Genomic DNA, 24,722 nt, shown 5'->3' on the forward strand with positions numbered 1-24,722 from the left:
GTGTGTTCGAGGCCGGACCTCGGCTTTTGGCTTGCCAAAAGCCGAGGTCCGGCCTCAGATTTTGAGATACAACTCCGCGCATTTCTTGGCTAAAGAACGGATCCTGCCTATGTAGCGTGGGCGTTCGCTCTGGCTTACAGCGCCGCGGGCATCAAGTATATTAAAGGCATGTGATGCCTTTAAGACAAAACTATATGCCGGGTAGACCAATTTTTTCTCCAGCAGGGCCTTTGCCTCTTTCTCAAAAGATTCAAAACCTTTTAGATGCATATCTATATCTGCTTCGTCAAAATTATATTTAGAATATTCTATCTCGTGTTTCTTGTGCAAGTCTCCGTATTTTACGCCTGGCTGCCATTCTAGATCAAAGACATTGAACTTATTCTGTATAAACATTACTATGCGTTCCAGGCCGTACGTGATCTCGCAGGAGACATGGTCTACCTCTATACCGCCTATCTGCTGAAAATACGTAAACTGTGTTATCTCGAGGCTGTCCAGCCACACCTCCCAGCCCAGTCCAGACGCGCCAAGTGTAGGTGATTCCCAATCGTCTTCCACGAACCTGATCTCGTGCGCCTTTAGATCCACGCCCAGGACCTTGAGGCTCTCCAGATAAAGCTTTTTTATATCTCTCGGGTTTGGTTTTACCAGCACCTGATATTGATAATAATGCTGCATGCGCAACGGATTATCCGCGTACCTGCCGTCAGTAGGTCGCCTTGAAGGCTGCACATATGCGGTACGCCATTTATCCTTGCCAAGCGATTTGAAAAACGTAGCTGGATGAAAAGTGCCTGCGCCCACCTCTGTATCAAGCGGCTGCACTATCACGCAACCTTGCTTCTGCCAGAATTTATTCAGTCTTTCGATTACTTCGACAAATGTGAGTTTTCTCATGAGTCACCTTTATTGCTGTGGAGGTTACGAAGGTTTCGGAAGGTTTCGGAATGTTGCGGAAGGTTGTCAAAAAGTTTGAAATCCATAGCTGTTGTAACCTTTCGTAACCTTCTCTAACATTCCGTAACATTCCGTAACCTCCCTATTATCATGCAGCAAGCATTTTTGCCGTCTTAAGCGGCCTATCCAGATTATCCGCTATTATCTTAGCTGTCACCTTTTTTATATCATTTCCTACTTCGCGCGTCAGTTTTATCTTGGAAGAGACCTGCCATGCCTCTCTTTCAAAGCACGCCAATGTGGACACTGCGCCCTTGGTCAGCTTAAAAGAGCTAGAGCCTGGCCAAAGCCCGAGTCCGAGCAAAAATTTTACCTCAAAAAGTCTTGCTATTACGCCTGGCTCTTTCTTGTGTTCCAGTGACCTCAGGCCATTTAAGAGCGTTTCGAATATCCCGCTATCCTCTCCGCCTGGTTCTGTAAACACATCTATAAGTTCTAATAAATAATATGCGATCGAGGCCCTGTCCCAATCCTTAAGGATATTAAAAAAGATCTCCTGCGCATCGCACTGAGAGATAATGAAAAGATCACTCTTCTTTTTTTCGTAAAAGACTATCTGGTCAAGACTGAAGAATAGCGGATTTACGCTGCTCCTGGCGCGGTTGCCTCGCGCGCCTTTTAAAACGCCGTTTACCTTACCAAAATCTCTAGTAAAATAACTGAGTATAAGGCTAGTCTCTCTAAGATCTTTTTTCCTTAATAGTATTGCGTCTGTCTTTTGTATCATTAGCTCGCTTTGCTCGCTAATACATCTGTGTTTTAGGGACGATCGCGCCGCCCGAGACGATCATCTTCATTGCCTCAGCCACAGACATATCCAAAGATACAGTCTCTTCTTGCGGAACAAATACCAGCATGCCAGAGGTGGGATTTGGAGTGGTCGGCACAAATATATTTAAAAGAGTGTTTTTTGTCTTTTGCTGGACCTCACCCTTTGTCCCTGAAACCACAAAACCCAACTGATACACGCCCTTTCTTGGGTATTCTATTAAAACTACTCTCTGAAAAATAGTATTTTTATGAATAAAAAGAGCAGACCATATCTCTTTTATGGTCCTGTAGATCACGCTGATCATCGGCACCTTATACAGGATCCTCTCGCCAAAACCAAAGATGTTCCTCAATACTATTATCCTCGCGGCAAAACCCACCAGGGTCAAGAAAACCAATAATAAGATAAAGATTATTATATTGGTAAAGACCTCTATATTCTGAGCTGCCGGGACAAACCTTTCTAAAACATTGGTTATGGGTGAGAGTAGAAAAGTAAATCTATCTATTATGAAATAGAGCACCCAAAAAGTAAGCACCAGTGGTACTACGATCAAGAGGCCTGTGAAAAAATTCGCCCTAATCTTAGAAAGCATGGTTATCTCCTTAAAAACTGAAAGATCAATAGCGTTATGAAAATGCCTACTAGCGCGCCTGTAAAGACCTCTAGGGCCGAGTGGACACCATCCCTGACCCTGCTTCTGGACACAAGAAACGAAAGAATAAATACAAGAAAGATTACAATGCTATTTGGATACAGTAGTGAGATTATGGTCCAGATGGAAAATGCTATTGCGCTGTGACCGCTTGGCATGCCCCCTCTTAGCGGCGTGCCGCTGCGGAACAAGACCTTGCTTAAAACCACAAACCCCAGGATTGTTAATAAAACTATAAAACTGATATGCCAACTGGATTCCTTTATTTTTATTATATTGTCCTCTATCCTGATACCCGCCTTTGAGACAAACAGCATGTAGCCGACAACTACAGCTGCTAACGCGCTCAATAAGACCGCGCCTGCGCATATATCCTTTACGATCCTTGCAAGAGGATGAAACTCTTCTTTGACCAAGTCTATGGTGTGTTCTATTGCCGTATTAAACATCTCGGCAAACAGGACAAACGCTATGGTAAGGCAAAGGATTATCAGTTCTATGTATGTAAAATTTAAAAATATCCCAAGAATAATCGCTGTAATGCCGATCGCGAAATGCAGTCTCATATTGCGCTGGCTCTTAAAAACAAATACAAAACCCTCTATAGCGGAATTAAAACTCTCTACCAGATTCTGCCGTTTCACCTGACCCCCAGCAACTCTTTTTCCTTAGCTCTCATCTTTTTTCTATCACTCGTCCGTTCATCTTTGTAACCCAAGAGATGCAATATCCCGTGAATAAGATATAACTCTATCTCGCTTTGTATGGAAACTCCTCTTTTCTTGGCCTCTCTTTTCGCAGTCTCAGTAGATATGACCACATCTCCTAAAATGGGGCTTTCCTTTGGCAATCCATACCCCTCTCTCATTGAAAAGGCCAAAACATCTGTTTTGGAATCTACATCACGATACTTTGAGTTTAACTGCCTGATATAAGAATCTGCCACGAATAAAAGACTCAGCTCCCCTTTATCTTCGCCCATCTTCTTTAATACAGCTTCAGCGCGCTGGACTATCTTTTTAGTGTCGATCTTTACCCTGGCTTGTAAATCTCGGATATCTACCTTCATTCTTTCTCGGGTCCATCAGGATATTCCACGCGCGTGTGAAATATTCCTGTGAGTATATGCATGAAAACTTCTGCGATTCTTTCCAGATTCTTGAGCGTCAGATCGCATTCGTCCAACTGACCGTCAATAAATTTATTATTTATGATCTTTTTCACCAGGCCTTTTATCCTGGACGGTGTAGGATTATCCAGTGCACGCGATCCTGCCTCAACTGAATCAGCCAGAAGCACGCATGCTGCTTCCTTTGTCTGTGGTTTTGGTCCAGGATACCTGAAAGACTGTTCTCCTACATCCTCGTCTGTCACCTTTTCCAGTGCCCTCTTAAAGAAATAAAAAACAAGGCCTGTGCCATGATGCTGCCTGATGATATCAATGATCTTTTTATTGAGCTTGTGTTTCTGTGCCAACTCCACGCCATTTTTAACATGGTTGGTGATTATGAGACTGCTCATGGTGGGCGAAAGTTTATCGTGCGCTGAACCCTCGCTGGATTGATTCTCACTAAAATATGATGCCTTTTCGATCTTGCCTATGTCGTGAAAATATGAACTGACCCTGGCAAGAAGCGGATTAGCGCCTATTGCCTCACAGGCCGCCTCTGCAAGATTTCCAACAACAAGGCTGTGATGATAAGTGCCTGGCGCCTTCATTACCATCTCTTTTAAAAGCGGATGGTTTAGATCCGCTAACTCGAGAAGGCTTATATCTGTCGTGATCTTAAAGATGTTTTCAAATACAGGTAGTATGCCTGTCACAATAACCGCAGACATTATGCCATTTGTAAGCCCAAAAAGCGCCTGTGTGATGTATGTATTAAAATCCAACCCTCTTACAAGACCCATACCGATAAGATAACTCACGTTCGCAAAACCAACACACAGGCCAGCTGTCATGACCTGTGACCTGCGCCTTACGCCCTTCATCGCAAATATACCGACCATGCCTCCGACAAGAGAAACGCCTGCGATATCCAGAATATTTCCAGCGATCATGCCAACTAGTATACTTAAAAAACAAGTAGCTATCATTGCCATGCGGCTGTTTATTAAGATGGCTATAAGCATTGAAGCCACTGCCACAGGCACGAGATTACTTGGCCAGGGAGACATCACTATGATCTTTGCCGCTACTAAGATCAGAAAAGACACTACGGAAAGCAAAACCAGCTCTTTATTTGCTGCTATAAAAATAGGTTCGTAAAATTTTACATAGAGCACTACGATAAGCATGAAAAGCCCGACCAGTAGCAGTATCCCGAAGAGCCCTCCTATTTTCATTGCCATGGACTCATTCTGCTCTATGCCTTTTAACTTCACTATATGATCCTTGCCAATACGCTCACCCTTGTTCAATATCATCTCATTCTTCTTTACCTCTATTGTATTGCGAATAGGGTTTATTTTCTGGGCAAGTTCATCTTTTTCTGCTGCTGTCTTTTCTTCATCATATATTATATTTGTGCTCAAAATGGCTTTCATAAAATCATTGGCAGCTGAACGCTCTTTTCTGCCTCTTATGCCTGAAGAAAAATCCTCCATGTTTTCCTTTAGATCTCCCAGCGTAAAAAAATCTTCTACCCATGCCGTGCTTTCAGTGTCCTCGATTTTATCTAGCACCTTTATTCTTTTTATCTCGTTCTCCACGAGCATAGAACGCTCTGAAGCAGAGATTATGCCTTTTAACATAAGGCGCTCTATTGCATCCTTTACTGAGTCGTAAAACATCTCGTGATCCTTTAGTTCCAGGATGCTAGTTGTAAGTGCCTCTGAGATATTATAATCAGCTGAAACTGCTGCGACCTTTGTCTTTTTTTCTTCATCCGCCAAATCAGGTTCTGTCTTTAAAAGCGAGACTGAGTCCACGATAGCCTTGGCCTTATTCAAGACATTCTGCTGCACTCCAGCGTCAAAGATATAAATGGGCAATACTGAATCCGCGGCCTTTTTTCTTGCGATATCCGTAGCCCTGGTATTTACCTCTCCTTTTATATTAAAATCATATGGCGCGTAAATAGAGCTCAGCGCTATGTCGCCCTCGCGAAACTCTGCCTTAAAAAGTCCCCTGTCCCACTGTATGATCGTCACCATTAAAAGACACGTTAATACCGCGATGATGGTATGGGATAATGCATGTGAATTACTTTTCTTCTTACTATTAAGGATTTTTTTCATAAGTTATTCAGGAATTACCAATTCCTGCCCTGGCTTGATATTATCAGGACTTTCTAAAATATTTTTGTTGGCTTCGAAAATCTTCTTCCATTTCTTTGTGGTGCCATATGCCTTGTCTGATATCTTTTGAAGTGTATCTCCCTTCTCTACTGTGTATATCCTTTCCCCTGTCTCTACTTTTCCTTCTCCTATAGTGCCACTACCTTTTTCCTTTCCATATTTATTATCTGAGCTTGCAGACGGTTGGTAAATTACTTGCGGTTTACTTGATCTGGTAAAAGGGAACAGTCCTTTTCTTCCTGTTTCTTTCTTTGCAGGAGCAGTTGCCTCTTTAGGAGATTCTTTCCCTGCCAAATACCCTCTGTTTCCTTCAATCGCCACATCTTTACGCGCTGATTTCTTATCTCTCCTTGAAGGAAGTTCTATCTCAAGATTGTACATCTTTTTGGTCTTTTTTCTTTCCACCTCAGGCATGTCTGAAACCTTACCCCCGATTATACCTCTGTTACCATTAAGTTCTTGATCAACCCTATCTGCCTCGTAAGACGTTACTCTTGCCACACAGCCAGACACCACTAAAGCTGCAAAAAGTAAACTGTAAGCTATAAACTTTTTCATATAGCCTCCTTTGTTTTAGTTGCTAGTTTAATTCCTAATTCCCTCAGCTGTTTTGCATCTACTGACGATGGCGCATCTGTCATTGGGCAAGAGGCCTTTTGTGTCTTTGGGAATGCAATGACCTCTCTTATGCTCTCGACCCCACATATCAATGAAAGAAGCCTGTCAAGACCAAATGCAATGCCGCCATGCGGAGGCGCGCCATAACTGAACGCCTCGAGCAAAAATCCGAATCTCTCTTTCGCGTGCGCTGCATCCAGGCCTATGCGCTGAAAAATTTTCTCTTGTAATTCCCTATTGTGGATCCTTATACTGCCACTGGCTATTTCCACGCCATTTATAACCAGGTCATAGGCCCTTGAGCCCACCTTATCAGGAGCTGACTCTATCAGATCTATATCTTCTGACACAGGTGATGTAAAAGGATGGTGCTCCATATCCCATCGCTTTTCTTCGTCATTATATTTAAAAAGCGGGAAGTTTAAAACCCACAGAAACTCAAACCCCTTGCCGTCTTTTCGCAGATCAGGCTTATCTGTCTTGTATTTTTCCATTGCCTCTTTATGACTGATCCTGGGAAAAGGGATCTTTAGTTCTATGCCTAAGACCTCCTTGAATACATGATAAAACATTTTCTCTGCAACATTAAAGAGATCATCTTCATCTATAAAAGACATCTCCATGTCCAGCTGGGTAAATTCCGGCTGCCTGTCCGCGCGAAGATCCTCATCCCTAAAGCACTTTGCTATCTGAAAATATTTCTCAAAACCAGACACCATCAAGAGCTGCTTGAAAAGCTGTGGTGACTGCGGAAGCGCGAAAAACTTACTCAGGCTCAACCTAGAAGGTACCAGAAAATCCCTTGCGCCTTCTGGCGTGGATTTGGTAAGAATAGGCGTTTCTACCTCTATAAACCCGTCCTTATCCAGAAAATCCCTCATTGATTTACATACCTTGTGACGCAAAAATAATCTCTTCTGGACCTCAGGCCTTCTCAGATCGATGTATCTATACTTAAGCCTGACTTCCTCTGAGATATCTGTCATCTCATCAAGTTCAAAAGGAGGTGTCTTGGATGGATTTATTATTTCAAGCTCTTCCACTCCAAGCTCTACCTCGCCTGTTACTATCTTTGGGTTATCAGTGCCCTTGGGCCTTTTCTGCACCTTACCCTTTACAGCTATCACGTACTCGCTGCGAAGCTCCTCTGCTTTTTTATTTTTAAAAAACACGATCTGCGTAAAGCCAGAACGGTCTCTTATATCCACAAATATGATCTTCCCATGGTCCCGCCTCTTATACACCCAGCCAAGAAGCGTTGCCTCTTTACCCATATCCTTTGCTGTCAATTCACCGCAGGTGTGTGTCCGCTTCATTGATTATCCTTTCTATTTCATTCAGATATACCTCTTGTTGCTGTTTAAGCTCCATATCTCGTAGCACGATCTTTTTGTTTTTTAATTCTTCTTCACCAAAGATAATAACAAATCTCGCGCCGAGTTTTTCTGCTCGCCTCATCTGTGCCTTTAGAGATTTATCCTCGTAATCCATGTTGCACGAAAGACCTTTGCGCCTTAATTCATCCATAAATATAAAGGCCTTTTGGCGTGTGTTGCCAGCAGTTGCTATAAAGATATCAAGCGCGGATTTACCTTCATTGTCTTTTTTCATGGCCATAATCAATCTTTCAATGCCAAACGCGAATCCTATTGCAGGCATATCCTTGCCGCCCATGTCTTTTACCAGGTTATTGTATCTGCCGCCTGCGCAGATCGCGTCCTTTGCGCCAAGATCCTTTTGCACTATCTCAAATACAGTCTTTGTGTAATAATCCAGGCCACGTACTATTCTTTTATCTATTTCAAAATCTATTTTGAGATCCTTTAATCCTTTTTTTACAGTCTCGAAATGGCTGGAACAATCCTTACACAATGAATCTGAGACCTCGATCTTTTCAACGATCCTTCCGCAGTCTGGATTCTTGCAGTCAAATATCCTTAGGACATTCTTAGTGTAACGCTGGTTGCACTCACTACAGAGAGACTTTAGGTGCGGTTTGACAGCCTTTCTGTATTTTTCTATTATCTCTTTTTTATCCTTGTCGCAACCCAGGGTGTTTATCTTTAAAACAAAATCAGTTATGCCTATTTTTTTCAAGAACCCTGCTGCGAGCGAAATGACCTCCACATCAATAAACGCGTTATCTGAGCCAATCGCCTCTACGCCCAGCTGATAAAACTGGCGCTGTCTGCCTTTTTGCGGACGCTCACTCCTGAACATGGGTCCTATATAAAATAATTTCGAAAGGGCCTCTTTCTGCGCCATGGAATTTTCTATGTATGCCCGAACAATAGATGCTGTTGCCTCTGGCCTCAATGCAATATTTCTGCCGCCCCTGTCAGTAAATACATACATCTCCTTCTGGACTATATCAGTGGCATCGCCTATGCTCCTAATAAAAAGAGACGCCTCCTCTATGATAGGCGTCCTTATCTCTTTATATCCATATATAGCAAATATATCCCTGGCAGATTTCTCTATACATTGCCAGAGACTGATTTCACTGGGTAATATATCTTTGGTACCGCGTAGGGCTTTTAGCATATAAATATCCAAGGTCCAGCCTCGGCTTTTTAGTAACAAAAAGCCGAGGCTGGACCTTAGTTTTTTAGTTATTTCACCTTTGCCTTCATCACAAGGCCGGGTTTGAATATTGCTACTTTTTTCGGTGCCACAGGTACCTGCTGGCCTGTCCTGGGATTGCGCCCCATGCGGCCTTTTCTCGACTTAGTCTTAAATACGCCGAAATTCCTGAGCTCGATCTTCTTCCCCTGCGCAAGCGAGTCGATTATAATATCAAACGTCATCTGCACAACCTGCTTAACATCAATCTGCTTAACATCAGTCTCATTCGAGATCTTTACAACGATATCTTTCTTGGTCATACAAAACCTCCTTATGTTATCGTATCTAGTTTAATTACAAGGGGTAGTGTAACAGTTTCCAATTATGATGTCAAGAATGTTTTATTAATATAACTTGTGGAGGTTACGAAGGTTACGGAAGGTTTCGCATTTGTACGGCTAACCTGGCAAAATCTAACCAGGTTAGATATTTATTTAGATATTTATCCTATATCACAAATTTACAGGAATTACGACAGAATGGACTTTTTCTTTTAAATTAAAACTATGGGGCTTTTGAAAAACTCTAATTGGCACTTTTCCTAAAACTAATGCTACATCGTCATAAAAACGGCTCTGGATGCTTTTTCCTGTAGATAAAACGTCTCTGACCTTTTTAAAAGTTGGTTGCGCTAAATAATCTAAATATCCTAATTCTTTCATAATAAAATCTGAAAGCAATAAATCATCTCTTTCATGGGCAACAATAATAAAACCTCCGCTTTTGAGCAATTCCTCGCTTGTCTTTTTTATTAAATCTTTAATACTACTGTTAAGCCGTTTCTCGAATTCTGTTTTCTGGGCAGACTTGCTCCATTTAAACAACTCTGCGTCTGGGAATGCTTTATGATGTTCCGCCCAAGCCGTTAATCCTTTTATTAGCAGAACATCGACTCCGCCCGCTTTTTTAATTTTAGGAAAATACGACTTATAACTAAAGTTGTTTCTTGTAAACACTTTATATTTTTTTTTCATATTCCAATACATTTTTGGCAAACCTCTACCAATAGCTTCTTTTTCCAACAACTGCATATTTTTGACCGTAACACCTATTCCATTTTTAACATTTAAACCAAAAGTCATAGTAAAATATGAAGGGAAATAATCATTCCCCCAAGAAAAATATAGTAAATTCCCTTTTAGCACCTCTATAAAATTAAGCACCTCGAGCCTAGAGATCCAATTAGGGATTAGATTGTCGTAGTTGGTTTCCATAGAAATAATCTCTTTTAATTTTTTATTAAGTCTGTCTTGAGCCGCGAAACTATTGGAGATAATTTGTTCATTGAAATTTGCCGCTCTATCTTTATCTAATTTTAAATTTGAAGATAGAGGTTTTCTGAGATGGACTATGTCAGAAGCATACAGAGAGCTATTAGCCATATATAATATGCCTACCAGCGCAATTGTGATTCTTAAGTTATTCCCTTTTCCAATCTCCTTCATAATCCACCTAAAAAATCCTGCTTCGCAGGAATTCTGTTAGTTATTGATAATTATAGCATATAAATAGCAGCTACGCAACGATTTTAATGTCCTCCTACCCTTAGCTTTTTGCATCACAGGCAGGCTGGGGTCTGAGGCACATTAGGAAGATTTTGGCAAAAGTCCGCAAGGATTTACAGCGAGCCCCGTTCCAAATTCTTAAAGATTATCAAATAATATATCAAAATTGTACGCAGTTAGTTACAGATAATAAATCGAGAATCGATTAGAATTTGGAACGGGGCGAGCTGTAAACCGTAGCGGACGGCAAAATCTCTCCAGTGCCGAACGGCCCCAGCCTGTCTGTGATGCAAAAGCCTAGTTTTTCTCAAATTTGATATGGTCGCGGCTTACGAATTCTTCTAGTTCGGTGAGCATGTCGTTGGTGACATTTACGAACAGGTCCTTGTCGACCTGGATGCGGTAGGCGCCGTTCTTCTTGGTGGAGACATTTAGGTAGACAGGGGTAGTACCTTTGTGTCTTGCAAAAACAGTCTTTAATCTCTCGAGCATAGTCTCTTCCATGCCCAGCGAGATAAGATCAATGGAAATAGCCCGGGTAAAGCGTGTGCGTGCCTCCTCAATAGGAATGATCTCCTCGACTATTATCTTAGGACGGTCCTCCCTGAGATTTAGCCTGCCGCTCACAAACACAGCAAAATTAGGCCTGATAAACTTTGAAACCTTCTTGTACGACGCTGGAAAAGCCAGGACCTCGACCTTGCCCTCCAGATCCTCTATCATCATAATAGCCATTCTCTCGCCAGTGCGCTTCGTGACCGTGCTCTTAACCTTATTGATAATGCCGCCAAACCAGACCTTTTGGCCATCCTTTAGATCCCTGAGTTCACTACTGTTAGCTGTTGAATATTCATTCAACTCCCTCTCGTACTTGGCAAGCGGGTGCCCTGTTATGTAAAATCCAAGCATCTCCTTTTCAAAATGAAGAAGCTGGCCCTCTGGCCATTCCTTTATATCTGGGGCCTCATCATGCATCTTTCTGTCATTAAAAAGCAGCATCTGGCCAGATGATTTTTCCTTCTGTATAGAGCTCGCTATGTCCATTGCCCTGGAAAGTATAACCATGAGCTGAGCCCTTTTAAAACCAAGGCTATCAAACGCGCCGCACTTTATAAGACTCTCCATCACCTTCTTATTTACCAGGCGCGAATCCGTGTACTCGCAAAATTCACACAAAGACTTAAAGGCACCGTGCTCCTGTCTTGCCTGGATAATAGAATTTATAGCAGTCTGGCCCACATTTTTAACAGCACCCAGGCCAAAACGTATGGTGCTCTTTTCAACCATTGTAAAATTGGCAAAACTCTCATTTACATCAGGCGGCAGGATCTTCATGCCCATCTCTTCTGCCTCGTTTATATACTCAACGATCTTGTCCGTATTATCTTTTTCGCTTGTTAGAAGCGCGGTCATGAACTCAACAGGGTAATTCGCTTTTAAAAACGCTGTCCTGTAGGAGATCATTGCGTACGCGGCAGAATGACTCTTATTAAATCCATACCCGGCAAAATGCTCTATGAAATTAAAGATCTTCTCAGCAATGCGCTTGTCGATCTTATTCTTCACAGCACCTTCAATAAACGCGCGGCGCTGCTGGTCCATTATCTCAGGCGTCTTCTTCCCTATCGCGCGGCGTAGAAGATCCGCCTGGGCAAGTGAAAAACCTGCCAGCTTAGAAACTATCATCATTACCTGTTCCTGATACACAATGATCCCGTATGTCGGCTTTAAGATAGACTCGAGCAATGGATGATCGTATCTTACATCCACTTCGCCGTGTTTTCGTTTCATAAAATCATCAAGCATGCCGCTTCCTATAGGACCAGGCCTATAAAGAGCCAAGAGCGCTACAATATCCTCGAACTCTTGAGGCTTTAACTTCTTTAGAAGATCCCTCATGCCTGAACTTTCTAACTGGAATATGCCCATTGTATGCGCGCGGCCAAAAAGCTTGTACGTCTTTGAATCATCTATTGGTATATCCTCGATATTTAATTTAATATTGTTTACCCTGTTTACTATCTTTATGGCCTCCTGGATAACAGTGAGCGTCCTCAAGCCCAGAAAATCCATTTTTAAAAGACCTATCTTTTCGAGCGAACCCATGGCATAACCTGTTGAGATCTGACCATCCCCTGTCTTAAAAAGAGGTACGTGGTTTGATAGGACATCCTCGCTTATCACAACACCTGCGGCGTGAGTAGATGCGTGGCGTGTAAGGCCTTCGAGATGTCTCGATGTATCAATAAGCTCTTTTATAATAGGATCTTTTTTGTAAAGGCCTTTGAGCTCTGGCTCTTGTTCAAGCGCCAGGTCCAACGTAATATTCGGATCCATTGGAACCATTTTGGCGATCTTGTCTACATCAGCGTAAGGCACATTCATTACCCTGCCGACATCCCTAAGGACGCCCCTTGCTGCCATTGTGCCAAATGTTATGATCTGCGCTACATTATCCTGGCCATATTTCTTTATAACATAATCTATTACCTCACCCCTTCGCTCATAGCAAAAATCTATATCAATATCAGGCATGGTAACGCGCTCACGATTCAAGAATCTTTCAAAAAGGAGATTGTATTTCAATGGATCGATGTCTGTTATGCCGAGACAGAAACTTACTATGCTTCCTGCCGCGGAACCCCTGCCAGGCCCGACTGCTATGCCCTTTTCTTTTGCAAAACTCACAAAATCCCTGGTGATAAGAAAATAACTCGTATACCCGGACTTATTGATTACATCCATTTCGTATTCGAGTCTTTGCCTTATCTCAGACGATGCGCCAGGATATTTCTTTTTTAGGCCCTGCTCGCAAAGATCCTTAAGGTATTTTTCGCGTGTCGTACCATCAGGCGCCACATAGTGCGGCAAATATGTCTTTGAAAAATCCAGTTCCAGATTACAGCGTTCTGTTATCTTTATGGTATTCTGGATCGCCTCAGGCACATCTTTAAAAAGAGCCTTCATCTCTTCAGGCGGCTTAAAATAAAACTGGTCTGTCTGCAGCTTCATGTGTTTTGGATCATCCAGGGTAGTCTGCGTCTGGATACAGAGAAGCGCCTCGTGCGCCCTGGCGCTGTCCTTACTAAGGTAATGCACGTCATTTGTCGCAACGAGCCCTATGTCCAGGGACCTGCCCAGCTTTATAAGGGTGGTATTTACGATCTCCTGTTCTGGGATGGAATTATTCTGGATCTCAAAATAGAAATTATCCTTACCTAAAATTTCGCGGTACTGGCCTGCTACCTCTTTTATTTTTGACTCTTTTTTGTTAATAGCAAGCTGCGCGCACTCGCCTTTAAGACAGGCTGAAAGCCCTATAAGGCCTTCTGAATATTTAGACAAGATCTCTTTGTCAATTCTCGGCTTATAGTAAAAGCCTTCCAGGTAGCCGATAGTAACGAGTTTCATCAGGTTCCTGTACCCGGTCTCGTCCTTTGCCAAAAGCACAAGATGATTCGATGTCTCGCCTCCGGCGTAAACAGTCTTATCGAGCCGGTTCTTTGGCGCTACGTAAACCTCGCACCCTATGATGGGTTTTACGCCATTCTGCATGCAGCTTTGATAGAATTCGATCGCGCCAAACATGTTGCCGTGGTCTGTCATCGCAACAGCAGGCATCTTCATACGCCTTGCGCTATCAGTGAGTTTTTTTATTAGACATGCTCCGTCGAGGAGACTGTACTGCGTGTGGACATGGAGGTGTGTGAAGTCGGAATGAGGCATAAATAGAAAATCCCAAATCCCAATAATACCAATACTACCAAATAAATCCCAATTTCAAAATCCCAAACATGTGTTGGGGTTTGGGATTTTGGATTTATTTGGGATTTGGTAGTATTTGGATTTGGGATTTATATTTCATTTCCCCATCCCAATCCCCTGCGCTCTTTGCAGGAGTTTTCCTTCTGTCTTAATGGATGGGGCTATTATTATTTCGGTCAATTGCATTTCTTTTATATCTCTCGCGCCGACATTTCCCATCGAGGTCATTAGCGCGCCTACAAGATTTTGTGAACCATCATCGAGCTTTGCGGGGCCAAGTAAGATCTCTTCTAATGTCCCGGTCGTGCCCACGCGGATCCGCGTACCTCTGGGCAGGTTTGCATGCGGTGTGGCCATGCCCCAATGATATCCTTTTCCTGGCGCCTCTTGCGCCCTGGCAAACGCGGAGCCGACCATCACAGCATCTGCGCCGCTGGCAAAGGCCTTGCAGGTATCTCCGCCTGAATCCATGCCGCCGTCTGTAATAATCGGTATATATTTTCCTGTCTTCTTATGATAAAAATCTCGCGCTGCTGATGTATCTGAAGTAGCTGTGACCTGCGGTACACCTATGCCAAGGACGCCTCTTGTGGTGCACGCCGCGCCAGGCCCGATGCCGACCAGGATCGCGCTAGCCCCAGCCTCCATCAGCTCAAGCGCAACAGAATACGTAACGCAGTTGCCCAATATAACAGGGATCTTCATCGATTTTATGAACTTGGCAAGATCAACTACTTTATATTCCTTAGACATATGATGCACACTTATCACTGTAGACTGGACTACAAATATGTCTGCGCCTGCATCCTGCGCAAGCTTACCAAAACGCTCTGCAGTCTGCGGAATCGTACTTACAGCCGCGGTCGCGTTCTTTTTCTTTATTTCCTTTATCCTCTTTGTAATGAGCTTTTCTTTTATAGGTTTAACATAAAGGGATTGCACGAGCTTTGTGGCCTCTTGCGGGCTTGCCTTTGCTATTTTTTTAAGTATCTCGTCAGGATTCTCATAACGGGTCTGCACGCCGTCCAGGTTTAAAACAGCCACGCCGCCGAGCTTACTCATCTCTACAGCAAACTTCACATCCACCACGCCATCCATTGCAGCAGCAAGTATGGGTATCCTGTATTTCTTGCCTGCCAGCTCCCAACTTGTATCTACCTCGTTAGGATTTATCGTAACAGAACCAGGTACAAGAGCTATCTCATCAAATCCATAACACCTTCGCGCCTTTCTCCCTCTTCCAACCCACATACCCATCCTAGTACCTCCTTTTGAAATACGCAAAAATCCCAAATCCCAATAATACCAATACTACCAAATAAATCCCAATTTCAAAATCCCAAACATGTGTTGGGATTTGGGATTTTGGATTTATTTGGGATTTGGTAGTATTTGGATTTTGGATTTTCTACCATAAATATCTATTACCTTTTAGTTCTGTGTATAATACAGTAAACCTTGTAAAAAGTCAAGTCTTCGGTATCAGCAATACGTCTAACAGCAGCGCCTTAAATGCTATATTCTTCCAGAAATGCTTCCCTTGATCCCTCCCTAAAACAACATCCTTGACCCCATGAAAAAATCCCAGGTTCTGCTGCGAATGTTCCTTAGAGATATTATGCGCGGAAAAACGGGCTTCTAAAAAACCTTCTGTTATATCATGCATGGGTTTTGGATTATCTGATAAAATAGCCCCTACAGATTCAAGGAACTCCCTTGCCGCAATATAGTCAAATTTAGAAGCGCCATATATCTTAAAACCCCTGCATAGAATGCCATAGATCTCCTTTATAAATTCCTTTGGATCCTTGATCGCTAATTCCTGCAAACGTTTGCTTCTCATAAACATGTACACAGTAAAAAATAAAAGCCCTAAAACCACAAGCCACAAAACGCTAATAGATGAGTAATATAAAGGGCCTTTTTTCTTTATTGGTATTAGAGGGGGCAATATCTCAATGTACAGATCATTGCTAAATGTCCCGAGATAAGACGCAGATACATGCACGCTTCCTTCTTCTTTTGGCTTGAGATTCCCTTGATTATTTATTGATACCTCTGTGCTGCCGCTGGTCACCCAGTCAACAAGCTTTGTTACTGTAAGAGTAGAGTCATCGCTCATGGTCAATTCCGCTTCAAGTCTAACTTGCTTACCAAGGGGGACCTTATCCGCATTTGAGTATATTGTAAGAGCCTTTATCTCAAAAATATCTATTTCCTTATTAAATCCTTCTGCGCGAAAACGCTGCTCGATCGCCTTTTTGGCCTTTCCTTCTGTCTCTTGTATTAATTCCTCTTGTCTTATCCTTACGCCCTGAGTTTCCCTCTTTTTCTTTATGGCATCTACGAGCTGTTCTTTTTTCCTTTTTTTATTGTCTTTTAGCTCTTTCGGCGCCTGATGCAATAACTTTAAAAGCGGGATCTTCTCGGGGATCCCTAAAAGCGTAGAGGGCAGTCCCTTTAAAGATAGATTCTCAAAACGCGGGACAAAGGGATAGACTAGAGACGCGACTATTAAAACAAAAGAAAACATCATTGCAGCCACTTTTATTTGCTGCCATAAACTCATTATCTTTTCCTGATCCCCCACTATAAGAGAGCCCTTGTTCTTTTTTTCGCATACCAGACTCAAACGCATCGCAAAGATAAAGATAAACAAAAAAACCGCAAGCATGACCATATAAACTGGTTCCTGTTCCAGGGCAAGAGAAATGGATGAGATCAAAAGACACACTGCTATAAATTGCAACATAGCATAACTTTTTTCTTCTTTCAGGCCAAAACTTTGAAAAAGCGTAAGCCATGCCAGGGCTATAGAAAAACCCGTCAGAAGATTATCAAATGTCAAGGCCTTGTCAAAAAGGCCTCCCAATGTCACGACCACTGCTGCAAGAGACAGCATCCCTATAAAGGTATCTATATGCTGGGGTCTGGATTTTCTGATCCGCCAGCTTACAAGAAAACCTGCGATCGTACCAGGTATCAGGAGCGCAGCGACAAAAGGATTTATGATCCCCTGGATGCTAAAAAGTCCTATCAGGACTATCCCCAGATTTGAAAAGTGAAAATATAACGCGTCTCTGTCCACGATCCTTATCCTTAATAACTCGTTGGTGTAAAGTGCAAAGTGTCAAGTGTCAGGGCCCTTTTGACACCTGACACCTAAAACCTGACACCAGCCTTGTATTTATACAAAGCAAGTTACACCGTCTCGAACTTCTTCTCTAAATCATCGCCTTTCGAGATCCTGTAGGCGTATCCCTCCAGGCCTGCGAGTGCCTCATCAAATTTTCTTGCTGCCTCCATGTCAAGCTGCTCGCCCTCTGCCAACTGGCCAAACGTAGAAGTCGCGAGAACTATGGTTATCAATCTTATCCCTTTTGCCTTAAATTGAACAAGGCTTGACAGAGCAGCCATATCATTATCCAGCATTATTGTTATAAGTGTAGAGCTGTATGGTGTAATAAAACTTGCTTCTTCAAGCGTCTGAGATAGAGAAAATTTACCATCCGAACGAACCTTTGCAAGATATTCTAACATCTTATGCAAATGCGATTCGCCTTTTCCAAAAGGCAGAGTCATTGCTGTCCTAGAATAACCCATCATCTGCACAAGTGCGCCTTCACTCAAGAGATATTTTGCAATAGACCCTGCTATTTTTACTGAATACTCCAAGGTTGTCTCTCTTTCTACGCCGACATCATGTTCTTTCTTTAAATCAATAACTATGGTTGCCTCCTGCACTACATTGCGTTCAAACTGCTTTACGATCAATTTATTATGCCTGGCTGTTGAAGGCCAATGCATACGGCTCATGGCATCGCCCCTCTGATATTCCCTGACTCCGAAAAACTCATGACTGTCGCCGCCTATCCTTGTAGTCTCTACACCCATCCACGAAACAGAGCCTTTTGCAAGAGGCGGAAATGAAAATATCTTGAATAGGCCTGGATAGATCAAAATATCCGCAAATACACTAAAGATCTTTTTCATCTTGAAAAATCCAAGCGCATCCTGAGAAATAACAAATATCGGGCCTATCTTCCATAAGCCCCTTCTATAGCAGTTAATCACATACCTAAAAGATATTTTCTTTTTGGCTTCTATATCTAATATAAATAGTGATGGCTTTTTCTCGTCAGGCGGCGCAAATGGAACCGTATCTATTATTTCAAAAAAAGAGGCGTCTATCTTGCGCTTATTCTTAATGTCCATCTTAACATTAAGCATATCATCTTCGAATGCCGTGTCTTGCAATGTCCTGCTTAAAGAGATATCAGGAATATTAATCTGCAAGTGTATAAAAGAAAGGGTAAATATGACAAAGGCTATCACGAAAAATATGTAGATCATTGTTATGTCAGTATTCCACGCGATAGCAAGAAGAAGAATGGATGTTATGAGGAGAAAGATACTTTTCGAAGTAAACATTATGCCGGGACTGGAACCTTCTTTAATATATGACTTACTATGTCTTTCGCTGCGAGGCCGCGGACTATTGAGCGCGGCTGGAGTATTATCCTATGCCTTAATACAGGGAGCGCTAATTTTTTTACATCATCAGGTATTACATAATCTCTTTTATCAAGAAAGGCCAAGGCCCTTGCAGTACGCATAAGCGCGAGTGACGCGCGAGGACTTGCGCCAAGCTTTATATCGCCTGGCAATTCTCTTGTCGTGGAAATGATCTTTACGATGTACTCTGTGATACGCGGCTCTATATGAAGAGACATCACTGCCTTCTGCAAATCAATAATATCCTGTACACTCACAACGCTCTTAAGGGTATCCAGGGGCGACTCTTTCACGTTTCTGGTAAGGATCTTTACCTCTTCCTGATTAGAGGGATATCCTACTGCAAGCTGCATAAGGAACCTGTCGACCTGGGACTCCGGGAGAGGGTATGTGCCGTGAAACTCTATAGGGTTTTGAGTAGCTATAACAAAAAACGGTTCAGGCAATTTCCTCAATACGCCGTCAACAGTGATCTTAAACTCCTGCATGGCTTCTAAAAGCGCAGACTGGGTCCTCGGAGTAGTACGGTTTATTTCATCGCCGAGTACTATATTTGCAAATATAGGGCCTTTTCTGAATTCAAATTCTCCTGTCTTCTGATTGTATATAGAAACGCCTGTGACATCAGACGGCAAAAGATCTGGCGTAAACTGGATCCTTTTAAACTCGGCATCTACTGACTTTGAAAGGGATCTGGCAAGCATTGTCTTGCCAAGACCAGGCACATCTTCTAATAGCACATGGCCATTAGCCATAATGCTGACTACGACAAACTCGATAACCTCTCTCTTGCCTACAATGACCTTTGAGATATTCTCAATTAATTTGTGGGGGATTTCATGAAGATCTGGCATGTGTTCCTCCTGTTTTTAGCGAAGGTTTCGTAAGGTTGTGTGAGGTTTCGTTAGGTTGCGTAAGGTTACATTATTGCAACTTCACGAAACATTACGAAACTTTACGCAACTTCACGCAACCTCCATAATATATAATTACACTAACTATATCACAGCCATTAATTATTGTCAAAAAATAAAAACCCCGTTCCAAATTCTTAATTAAGAATTTGGAACGGGGCACGGCCCGCGAGTTTGCGCGAGTTATCCACATTGTAGGTGACCCTTAAGGGTCACCTACAATTAGTTGTTTGCGTATTAGTACATCCCTCCCATTCCTCCTGGCATTCCGCCGCCTGGAGGCATGGCTGGACCTGGTTTTTCCTCTTCAGGTATATCTGAGATCAATGCCTCTGTCATGAGAAGTAATCCAGCTACACTGGCTGCATTCTCAAGCGCTGAGCGAGCTACCTTTGTAGGGTCTATGATACCAGCTGATATCATATCCACATACTCTTCGCTCTGGGCGTTAAATCCCTCGTTCTTGCCTTTTCCTTTTACCTCATTTACTACAACTGAATCTTCCAGCCCGGCATTTCTTATGATCTGCCTTATCGGCTCCTCAAGGGCCCGCTTCACTATGCTAGCGCCTATCTTCTCGTCGCCTTTAAGTTTTAGATCATCGAGCTTGGATATGCTGCGTAGATAGGCTACTCCGCCGCCAGGCACTATACCTTCTTCAACAGCTGCCCTTGTAGCATGCAGCGCATCTTCAACACGCGCCTTCTTTTCTTTCATCTCTGTCTCTGTTGCTGCGCCGACATTGATCACTGCTACGCCGCCTGCAAGTTTCGCGAGACGCTCCTGCAGCTTTTCTTTGTCATAATCTGAATCTGTATCTTCGATCTGGCGCTTTATCTGAGTGATTCTGGCATTGATCTCATTATTCTTACCAGCTCCCTCTATTATAGTAGTCTCTTCTTTTCCTATAGTCACTCTCTTTGTTTTTCCCAGATCATCGAGCGTGATACTTTCTAATTTTATGCCAAGCTCCTCTGTAACAGCCTTGCCTCCGGTAAGGGTTGCTATATCATCAAGCATGGCCTTGCGCCTGTCTCCATAACCAGGTGCCTTTACCGCACAGCAATTGAGCGTGCCTCTTAATTTATTCACGACCAATGTCGCGAGCGCCTCGCCCTCGATATCTTCTGCTATTATCACAAGCGGCTTGCCAGATCTTGCTATCTTTTCAAGGAGCGGAAGCATATCCTTCATTGCAGAGATCTTTTTCTCATGAATAAGGATATATGGATTTTCAATAACTGCCTCCATCCTCTCTGAATCTGTTACAAAATAAGGAGACAGATATCCCTGATCAAACTGCATGCCTTCCACGACATTCAGGTTGGTCACCATTGACTTTGCCTCCTCAACAGTGATAACCCCGTCCTTGCCTACTTTTTCCATCGCGTCCGCTATTAAGTCACCTATCGCGCTGTCGTTATTAGCTGCAATAGACGCTACCTGCGCGATCTCTTTTTTGTCCTTTATTTCCTTTGAAAGTTTTTCCTTTAGATTTTTGACTACTTCTACTACTGCCTTTTCAATGCCGCGCTTTAAGGCAGCTGGATTCGCTCCTGCTGTTACATTCTTCAGGCCTTCTCTGTAAATCGCCTGTGCAAGCACTGTAGCTGTGGTTGTGCCATCACCTGCCACATCGCTTGTCTTTTCAGCAACCTCTTTTACTAGCTGCGCGCCCATGTTATGGTATGGATCTTTTAATTCGATCTCTTTTGCCACTGTCACCCCATCCTTTGTAATGGTAGGAGAGCCGAACTTTTTATCTATGATCACATTTCTTCCTTTTGGGCCAAGCGTTACCTTTACCGCGTCCGCAAGGATATCTATGCCTCTTGCAATAGCGCTCCTTGCATCTTCCTTGAAAATCAATTGCTTTGCCATCTCAAATCCTCCTCTTTTTTCTACCCGAAAAATCCCAAATCCCAATAAATACCAATACTACCAAATAAATCCCAATTTCCAAATCCCAAACATGGTTTTGGATTTTCCATTCTAGTTATATTTTATTTAAGTATAGCCAGGATGTCTTCTTCCCTTAAGATAATGTATTCCTGGTCATCGTGAGTTATTTCATTGCCAGCGTATTTCCCAAAAAGCACCTTGTCGCCCTTTTTTACCTCTAAAGGCTCTACCTTGCCGCTCTCCAATACCTTGCCCTTGCCAGCAGCAACTACTTCACCCTTCTGCGGCTTTTCCTTTGCAGTCTCTGGCAGCAAAATGCCACCCTTTGTCTTCTCCTCAGCTTCGAGACGTTTTACCAAAACCCTGTCTCCTAATGGTTGTATTGCCATACTTACACCCCCTTGTATTGTTTGTTGTTAGCACTCTATTTAGAGGAGTGCTATTAAGGAAGTACTATAATAAGCCAATATCAATTTCTTGTCAAGGATTTTTTATCTGGATTCAAAAGAGATGATTACGTTGAAGGTGATCTGGTATTGGCTCATGCCTTTGGGGAATGATGGGAATGGGCTGGCATCTCTTACGCTATTTATGGCGATCTTTCTTAGTGTTGGACTTCGCGCAGATCTTTCATCTATTACCTTGACCAAAAGCAGCTCGCCGCTTGAGGCAACCACAAAGGATAAAAACACCTCGCCCCTGGCCAACCTCTTTCTACGCGGGTAATTCTTGTCCGCATACTGTCTTATCTTCTCCCTAACCGAGCGGTAATAGCTTATGTATGTTGCCTTTTTAGCATCGTCCTTCTCTTCCTCAATTACCTTTTCAAAGCGCTTCTCTTTTACCTCCACCTTCTTATGCGCTGCAACACGCCTCGGCTTCTTCTGCGCAACCTGCTTCTTCTTTACAGCGATCTTCTTTGGGGGCTTAGCTATCTCTTCCTTTTTTATGTCAGGGAGTTTCTTTGCAATTGGCTCAACTACCTTTTTAACCTTTGGCGCTTCCTTTATCTTATAATACGCGATCTTTATACTCTGCAAAGACCTCTTGCTCGGCATAATCGGCATATGCGGCAGTCCCAAGAAAAAGACAGAATGAGCCACTACAGAAACTAAAAGTGATATTTGAAAAGTCTTATTCTCCGACATGTGTATCTATAATAACAAGTGTTTACTCTTTTGTCAAACGCGAGATTAAAACTTATAACTCGCGCCCATCTCAAAGTTACGCTCTGGCGCGGGGTAATAGTCTTTTTTATTTGAACTCGAGCTCTTGGCAGCGTATGTGAAATATTTCTCATCGAATATATTATTAATGCCTGCGTAAATCTCCAAGGAATCCTTACCATAGGAAAGCTTACTATCCAACGTAAAAAAATCCTTCATCTTGGTCGTCTCATTCCTTGTGTCATTAATAGCATAGCGCTCGCCAACATATCTTCCTGTCAAAGAAAGATTGTAATCCTCATAAAGCTCAGCTCTCAAACTAACCACAGCCTGATGCATGGGAGTCATCGGTATGTCATTGCTGCCATAGTCGCCGCCCTTGAATTTTGCCTGCTGACATGTGTAATTTGCATGCATAAAAGCTTTATCTACATAAGGCAAGTCTATGAAATTCGACAAGTCCAGATCTACTCCCAACTCAACACCCTTTCTTCTTGTCTTATCATAATTTTCATTTTGACCCGGCGAGGGATAAGGATTCACGTATATCTCATCCTTTATATCTATCCAATACGGCGTAACTGTAACTATCACTATATCGTCAAAATTATGCCTGATACCAACTTCATATTGCGTACCTGTCTGCTGTCTGAGATTGGTATTTAATCCTGACCAGGTGCTATACCATTCATCAGTAGCAAGAAATCTAAAACTCTCCTGCATGCTTAAATGCAGGCTAGAATCATCAGAATATTCATATTTAAGGCCAGTCATAAATACGGACTCTGTTGGCTCTTTTGTCTCACGCCGCACAGTAGACGCACGCTGATCAAATATATATTCTGCCTTTTGATATCTCGCCCCGCTGTTTATAAAAAGATTCTTGAACATCTCGTATTCTGAATAACCGTAAAAGCCTATCTCTTCCTTAAATATAGTAAGGTCATCTGAATTCCATTCACTGCCCTTGATTATATTTTCAATATCATAATAGTCCGTGCCAATAACAAAATTCAGCTCTTGATCGCCAATGCTGCCATCGTATGTATATTTTATAGTAGCGCCTTCTGTATCTATCATGTATTTCTGCGCAGATGGCCAGCCTCCATAATTAAGCCATGAATAAGAGTCTCTGTTTCTGTAAAAGATATCTACGTTAAAATGCGCTGAATCCGTGACATCAAACCACGGCCTTAGATCCAGCGACAGATTGACATATCTATCCTTTGTAGAAGCGAAATCACTCTCATCCGGCGACCCGCGCCTGCCATACTGCGTAAGCTCACCCTGATCATCAAGGCCTCCTGGCATGCCATAGTCATCCTCGTGCCATCCTGCTGTAAGCTCAAGCGATAGATCTTCTGAAAATTCATAACCCAGCTTTGTATTGCAATCCTTTGTATTCACATTACTATTTGATCTATAGCCATCACTATCGTAATGTTTCAAATATAAATAATGAGAAAACCCTTCTGTCTTTCCCGAAACTTCTACATCCTCTTGATAACTATCATAGCTCGCGCACATTACACCTGCTTTCCCTGATATGCCTGTGTTACCTTTTTTTGTTATGACGTTAACTACGCCACCTACTGCATTATCTCCATATAAAACTGAGCCTGTGCCCCTTATGACTTCTATTCTCTCTACGCTCTCCAGTGGTAGCTGCAGCCAATCAGGGCCTGATATATCTGCAGGATTGACCTTGCGGCCATTTACTAATAAAAGCACGTTTCTCCCAGCAGTATCTCCAAAACCCCTAATATCTACTGTTGCAGTCTTGGCGCTGCTATTGTCATAATAATGGATCCCTGCCTCTTCCTTTAATATATCTGCCACATTCTGGGCATTAGAGGATTCGATACTCTTAGAGTCGATCACAGTAATGTTTGACCCTGTTTTATAATCCTCCTGGGCCATCCTTGTTGGCGTAACTACGATCCTTTCTAACTCCACGTTCTCTGCATAAACAAGCCCTGTTGATATAGCTAATGCCAATGCCAAAAAAGTTATCTTCATCACATT

Annotated in this window: 19 protein-coding genes and 1 pseudogene; all 20 read right to left on the reverse strand. The window is 42.7% G+C overall.

The features are described from left to right. Nucleotides 1–54: 54 nt before the first annotated feature. The 20 genes and pseudogenes from P9L93_02470 to P9L93_02565 all read right to left on the reverse strand — a co-directional run bounded on the left by P9L93_02470 (nt 55) and on the right by P9L93_02565 (nt 24,716). On the reverse strand, nt 55–900 hold the full coding sequence (locus P9L93_02470) for a glycine--tRNA ligase subunit alpha (protein ID MDP8229948.1): 846 nt from the start codon (nt 898–900) through the stop codon (nt 55–57). A 148-nt stretch (nt 901–1,048) separates the two neighbouring features. After that, nucleotides 1,049–1,687 (reverse strand): DNA repair protein RecO, encoded by a 639-nt coding sequence (gene recO / locus P9L93_02475; protein MDP8229949.1) that lies wholly within the window; start codon nt 1,685–1,687, stop codon nt 1,049–1,051. 16 nt (nt 1,688–1,703) lie between these two features. Next, entirely contained in the window at nt 1,704–2,327 is a 624-nt protein-coding gene (locus P9L93_02480; protein MDP8229950.1) for a DUF502 domain-containing protein, read from the reverse strand. 2 nt (nt 2,328–2,329) lie between these two features. Next, on the reverse strand, nt 2,330–3,031 hold the full coding sequence (locus tag P9L93_02485) for a diacylglycerol kinase (protein ID MDP8229951.1): 702 nt from the start codon (nt 3,029–3,031) through the stop codon (nt 2,330–2,332). Then, entirely contained in the window at nt 3,028–3,456 is a 429-nt protein-coding gene (ybeY, locus tag P9L93_02490; protein MDP8229952.1) for an rRNA maturation RNase YbeY, read from the reverse strand. The genes P9L93_02485 and ybeY overlap by 4 nt, the downstream gene beginning before the upstream one ends. Next, complete coding sequence (locus tag P9L93_02495) at nt 3,453–5,627, reverse strand: HDIG domain-containing protein (protein ID MDP8229953.1); 2,175 nt, start codon at nt 5,625–5,627, stop codon at nt 3,453–3,455. The genes ybeY and P9L93_02495 overlap by 4 nt, the downstream gene beginning before the upstream one ends. A 3-nt stretch (nt 5,628–5,630) precedes the next feature. Continuing rightward, nucleotides 5,631–5,780 (reverse strand): annotated as a pseudogene (locus tag P9L93_02500) (LysM peptidoglycan-binding domain-containing protein). Between the two features lie 461 nt (nt 5,781–6,241). Beyond that, nucleotides 6,242–7,621 (reverse strand): aspartate--tRNA ligase, encoded by a 1,380-nt coding sequence (gene aspS / locus P9L93_02505; protein MDP8229954.1) that lies wholly within the window; start codon nt 7,619–7,621, stop codon nt 6,242–6,244. Continuing rightward, complete coding sequence (gene hisS, locus P9L93_02510) at nt 7,596–8,849, reverse strand: histidine--tRNA ligase (GenBank protein ID MDP8229955.1); 1,254 nt, start codon at nt 8,847–8,849, stop codon at nt 7,596–7,598. The genes aspS and hisS overlap by 26 nt, the downstream gene beginning before the upstream one ends. A gap of 68 nt (nt 8,850–8,917) precedes the next feature. Then, on the reverse strand, nt 8,918–9,190 hold the full coding sequence (locus P9L93_02515; protein MDP8229956.1) for an HU family DNA-binding protein: 273 nt from the start codon (nt 9,188–9,190) through the stop codon (nt 8,918–8,920). A 192-nt stretch (nt 9,191–9,382) separates the two neighbouring features. Continuing rightward, nucleotides 9,383–10,375, reverse strand: coding sequence for a hypothetical protein (locus tag P9L93_02520; GenBank protein ID MDP8229957.1), 993 nt, complete (start codon nt 10,373–10,375; stop codon nt 9,383–9,385). Between the two features lie 357 nt (nt 10,376–10,732). Continuing rightward, nucleotides 10,733–14,161 (reverse strand): DNA polymerase III subunit alpha, encoded by a 3,429-nt coding sequence (locus P9L93_02525; GenBank protein MDP8229958.1) that lies wholly within the window; start codon nt 14,159–14,161, stop codon nt 10,733–10,735. Between the two features lie 135 nt (nt 14,162–14,296). Then, nucleotides 14,297–15,457 carry a GuaB3 family IMP dehydrogenase-related protein gene (locus tag P9L93_02530; GenBank protein ID MDP8229959.1) on the reverse strand — a complete coding sequence of 387 codons (1,161 nt, stop codon included), beginning with the start codon at nt 15,455–15,457 and terminating at the stop codon, nt 14,297–14,299. A gap of 211 nt (nt 15,458–15,668) precedes the next feature. Beyond that, the gene (locus tag P9L93_02535) at nt 15,669–17,288 is read right to left on the reverse strand and encodes a transglutaminaseTgpA domain-containing protein (protein MDP8229960.1); all 1,620 of its coding nucleotides are present in this window, start codon (nt 17,286–17,288) and stop codon (nt 15,669–15,671) included. Nucleotides 17,289–17,401: 113 nt separating this feature from the next. After that, complete coding sequence (locus P9L93_02540; GenBank protein ID MDP8229961.1) at nt 17,402–18,631, reverse strand: DUF58 domain-containing protein; 1,230 nt, start codon at nt 18,629–18,631, stop codon at nt 17,402–17,404. After that, complete coding sequence (locus P9L93_02545; GenBank protein MDP8229962.1) at nt 18,631–19,569, reverse strand: MoxR family ATPase; 939 nt, start codon at nt 19,567–19,569, stop codon at nt 18,631–18,633. Before P9L93_02545 ends, P9L93_02540 begins: the two co-directional genes overlap by 1 nt. A gap of 297 nt (nt 19,570–19,866) precedes the next feature. Continuing rightward, a complete protein-coding gene (gene groL, locus P9L93_02550; GenBank protein ID MDP8229963.1) occupies nt 19,867–21,510 on the reverse strand; it encodes a chaperonin GroEL in 1,644 nt (547 codons plus the stop codon). Nucleotides 21,511–21,632: 122 nt separating this feature from the next. Beyond that, a complete protein-coding gene (gene groES, locus P9L93_02555; GenBank protein MDP8229964.1) occupies nt 21,633–21,920 on the reverse strand; it encodes a co-chaperone GroES in 288 nt (95 codons plus the stop codon). 102 nt (nt 21,921–22,022) lie between these two features. Further along, a complete protein-coding gene (locus P9L93_02560) occupies nt 22,023–22,679 on the reverse strand; it encodes a TonB family protein (protein ID MDP8229965.1) in 657 nt (218 codons plus the stop codon). Nucleotides 22,680–22,724: 45 nt separating this feature from the next. Beyond that, nucleotides 22,725–24,716 (reverse strand): TonB-dependent receptor, encoded by a 1,992-nt coding sequence (locus tag P9L93_02565; protein ID MDP8229966.1) that lies wholly within the window; start codon nt 24,714–24,716, stop codon nt 22,725–22,727. Between the last annotated feature and the right edge of the window lie 6 nt (nt 24,717–24,722).

This window comes from Candidatus Gorgyraea atricola (genome assembly GCA_030765235.1).
In the GTDB taxonomy this organism is placed as follows: Bacteria; Omnitrophota; Gorgyraeia; order Gorgyraeales; family Gorgyraeaceae; genus Gorgyraea; species Gorgyraea atricola.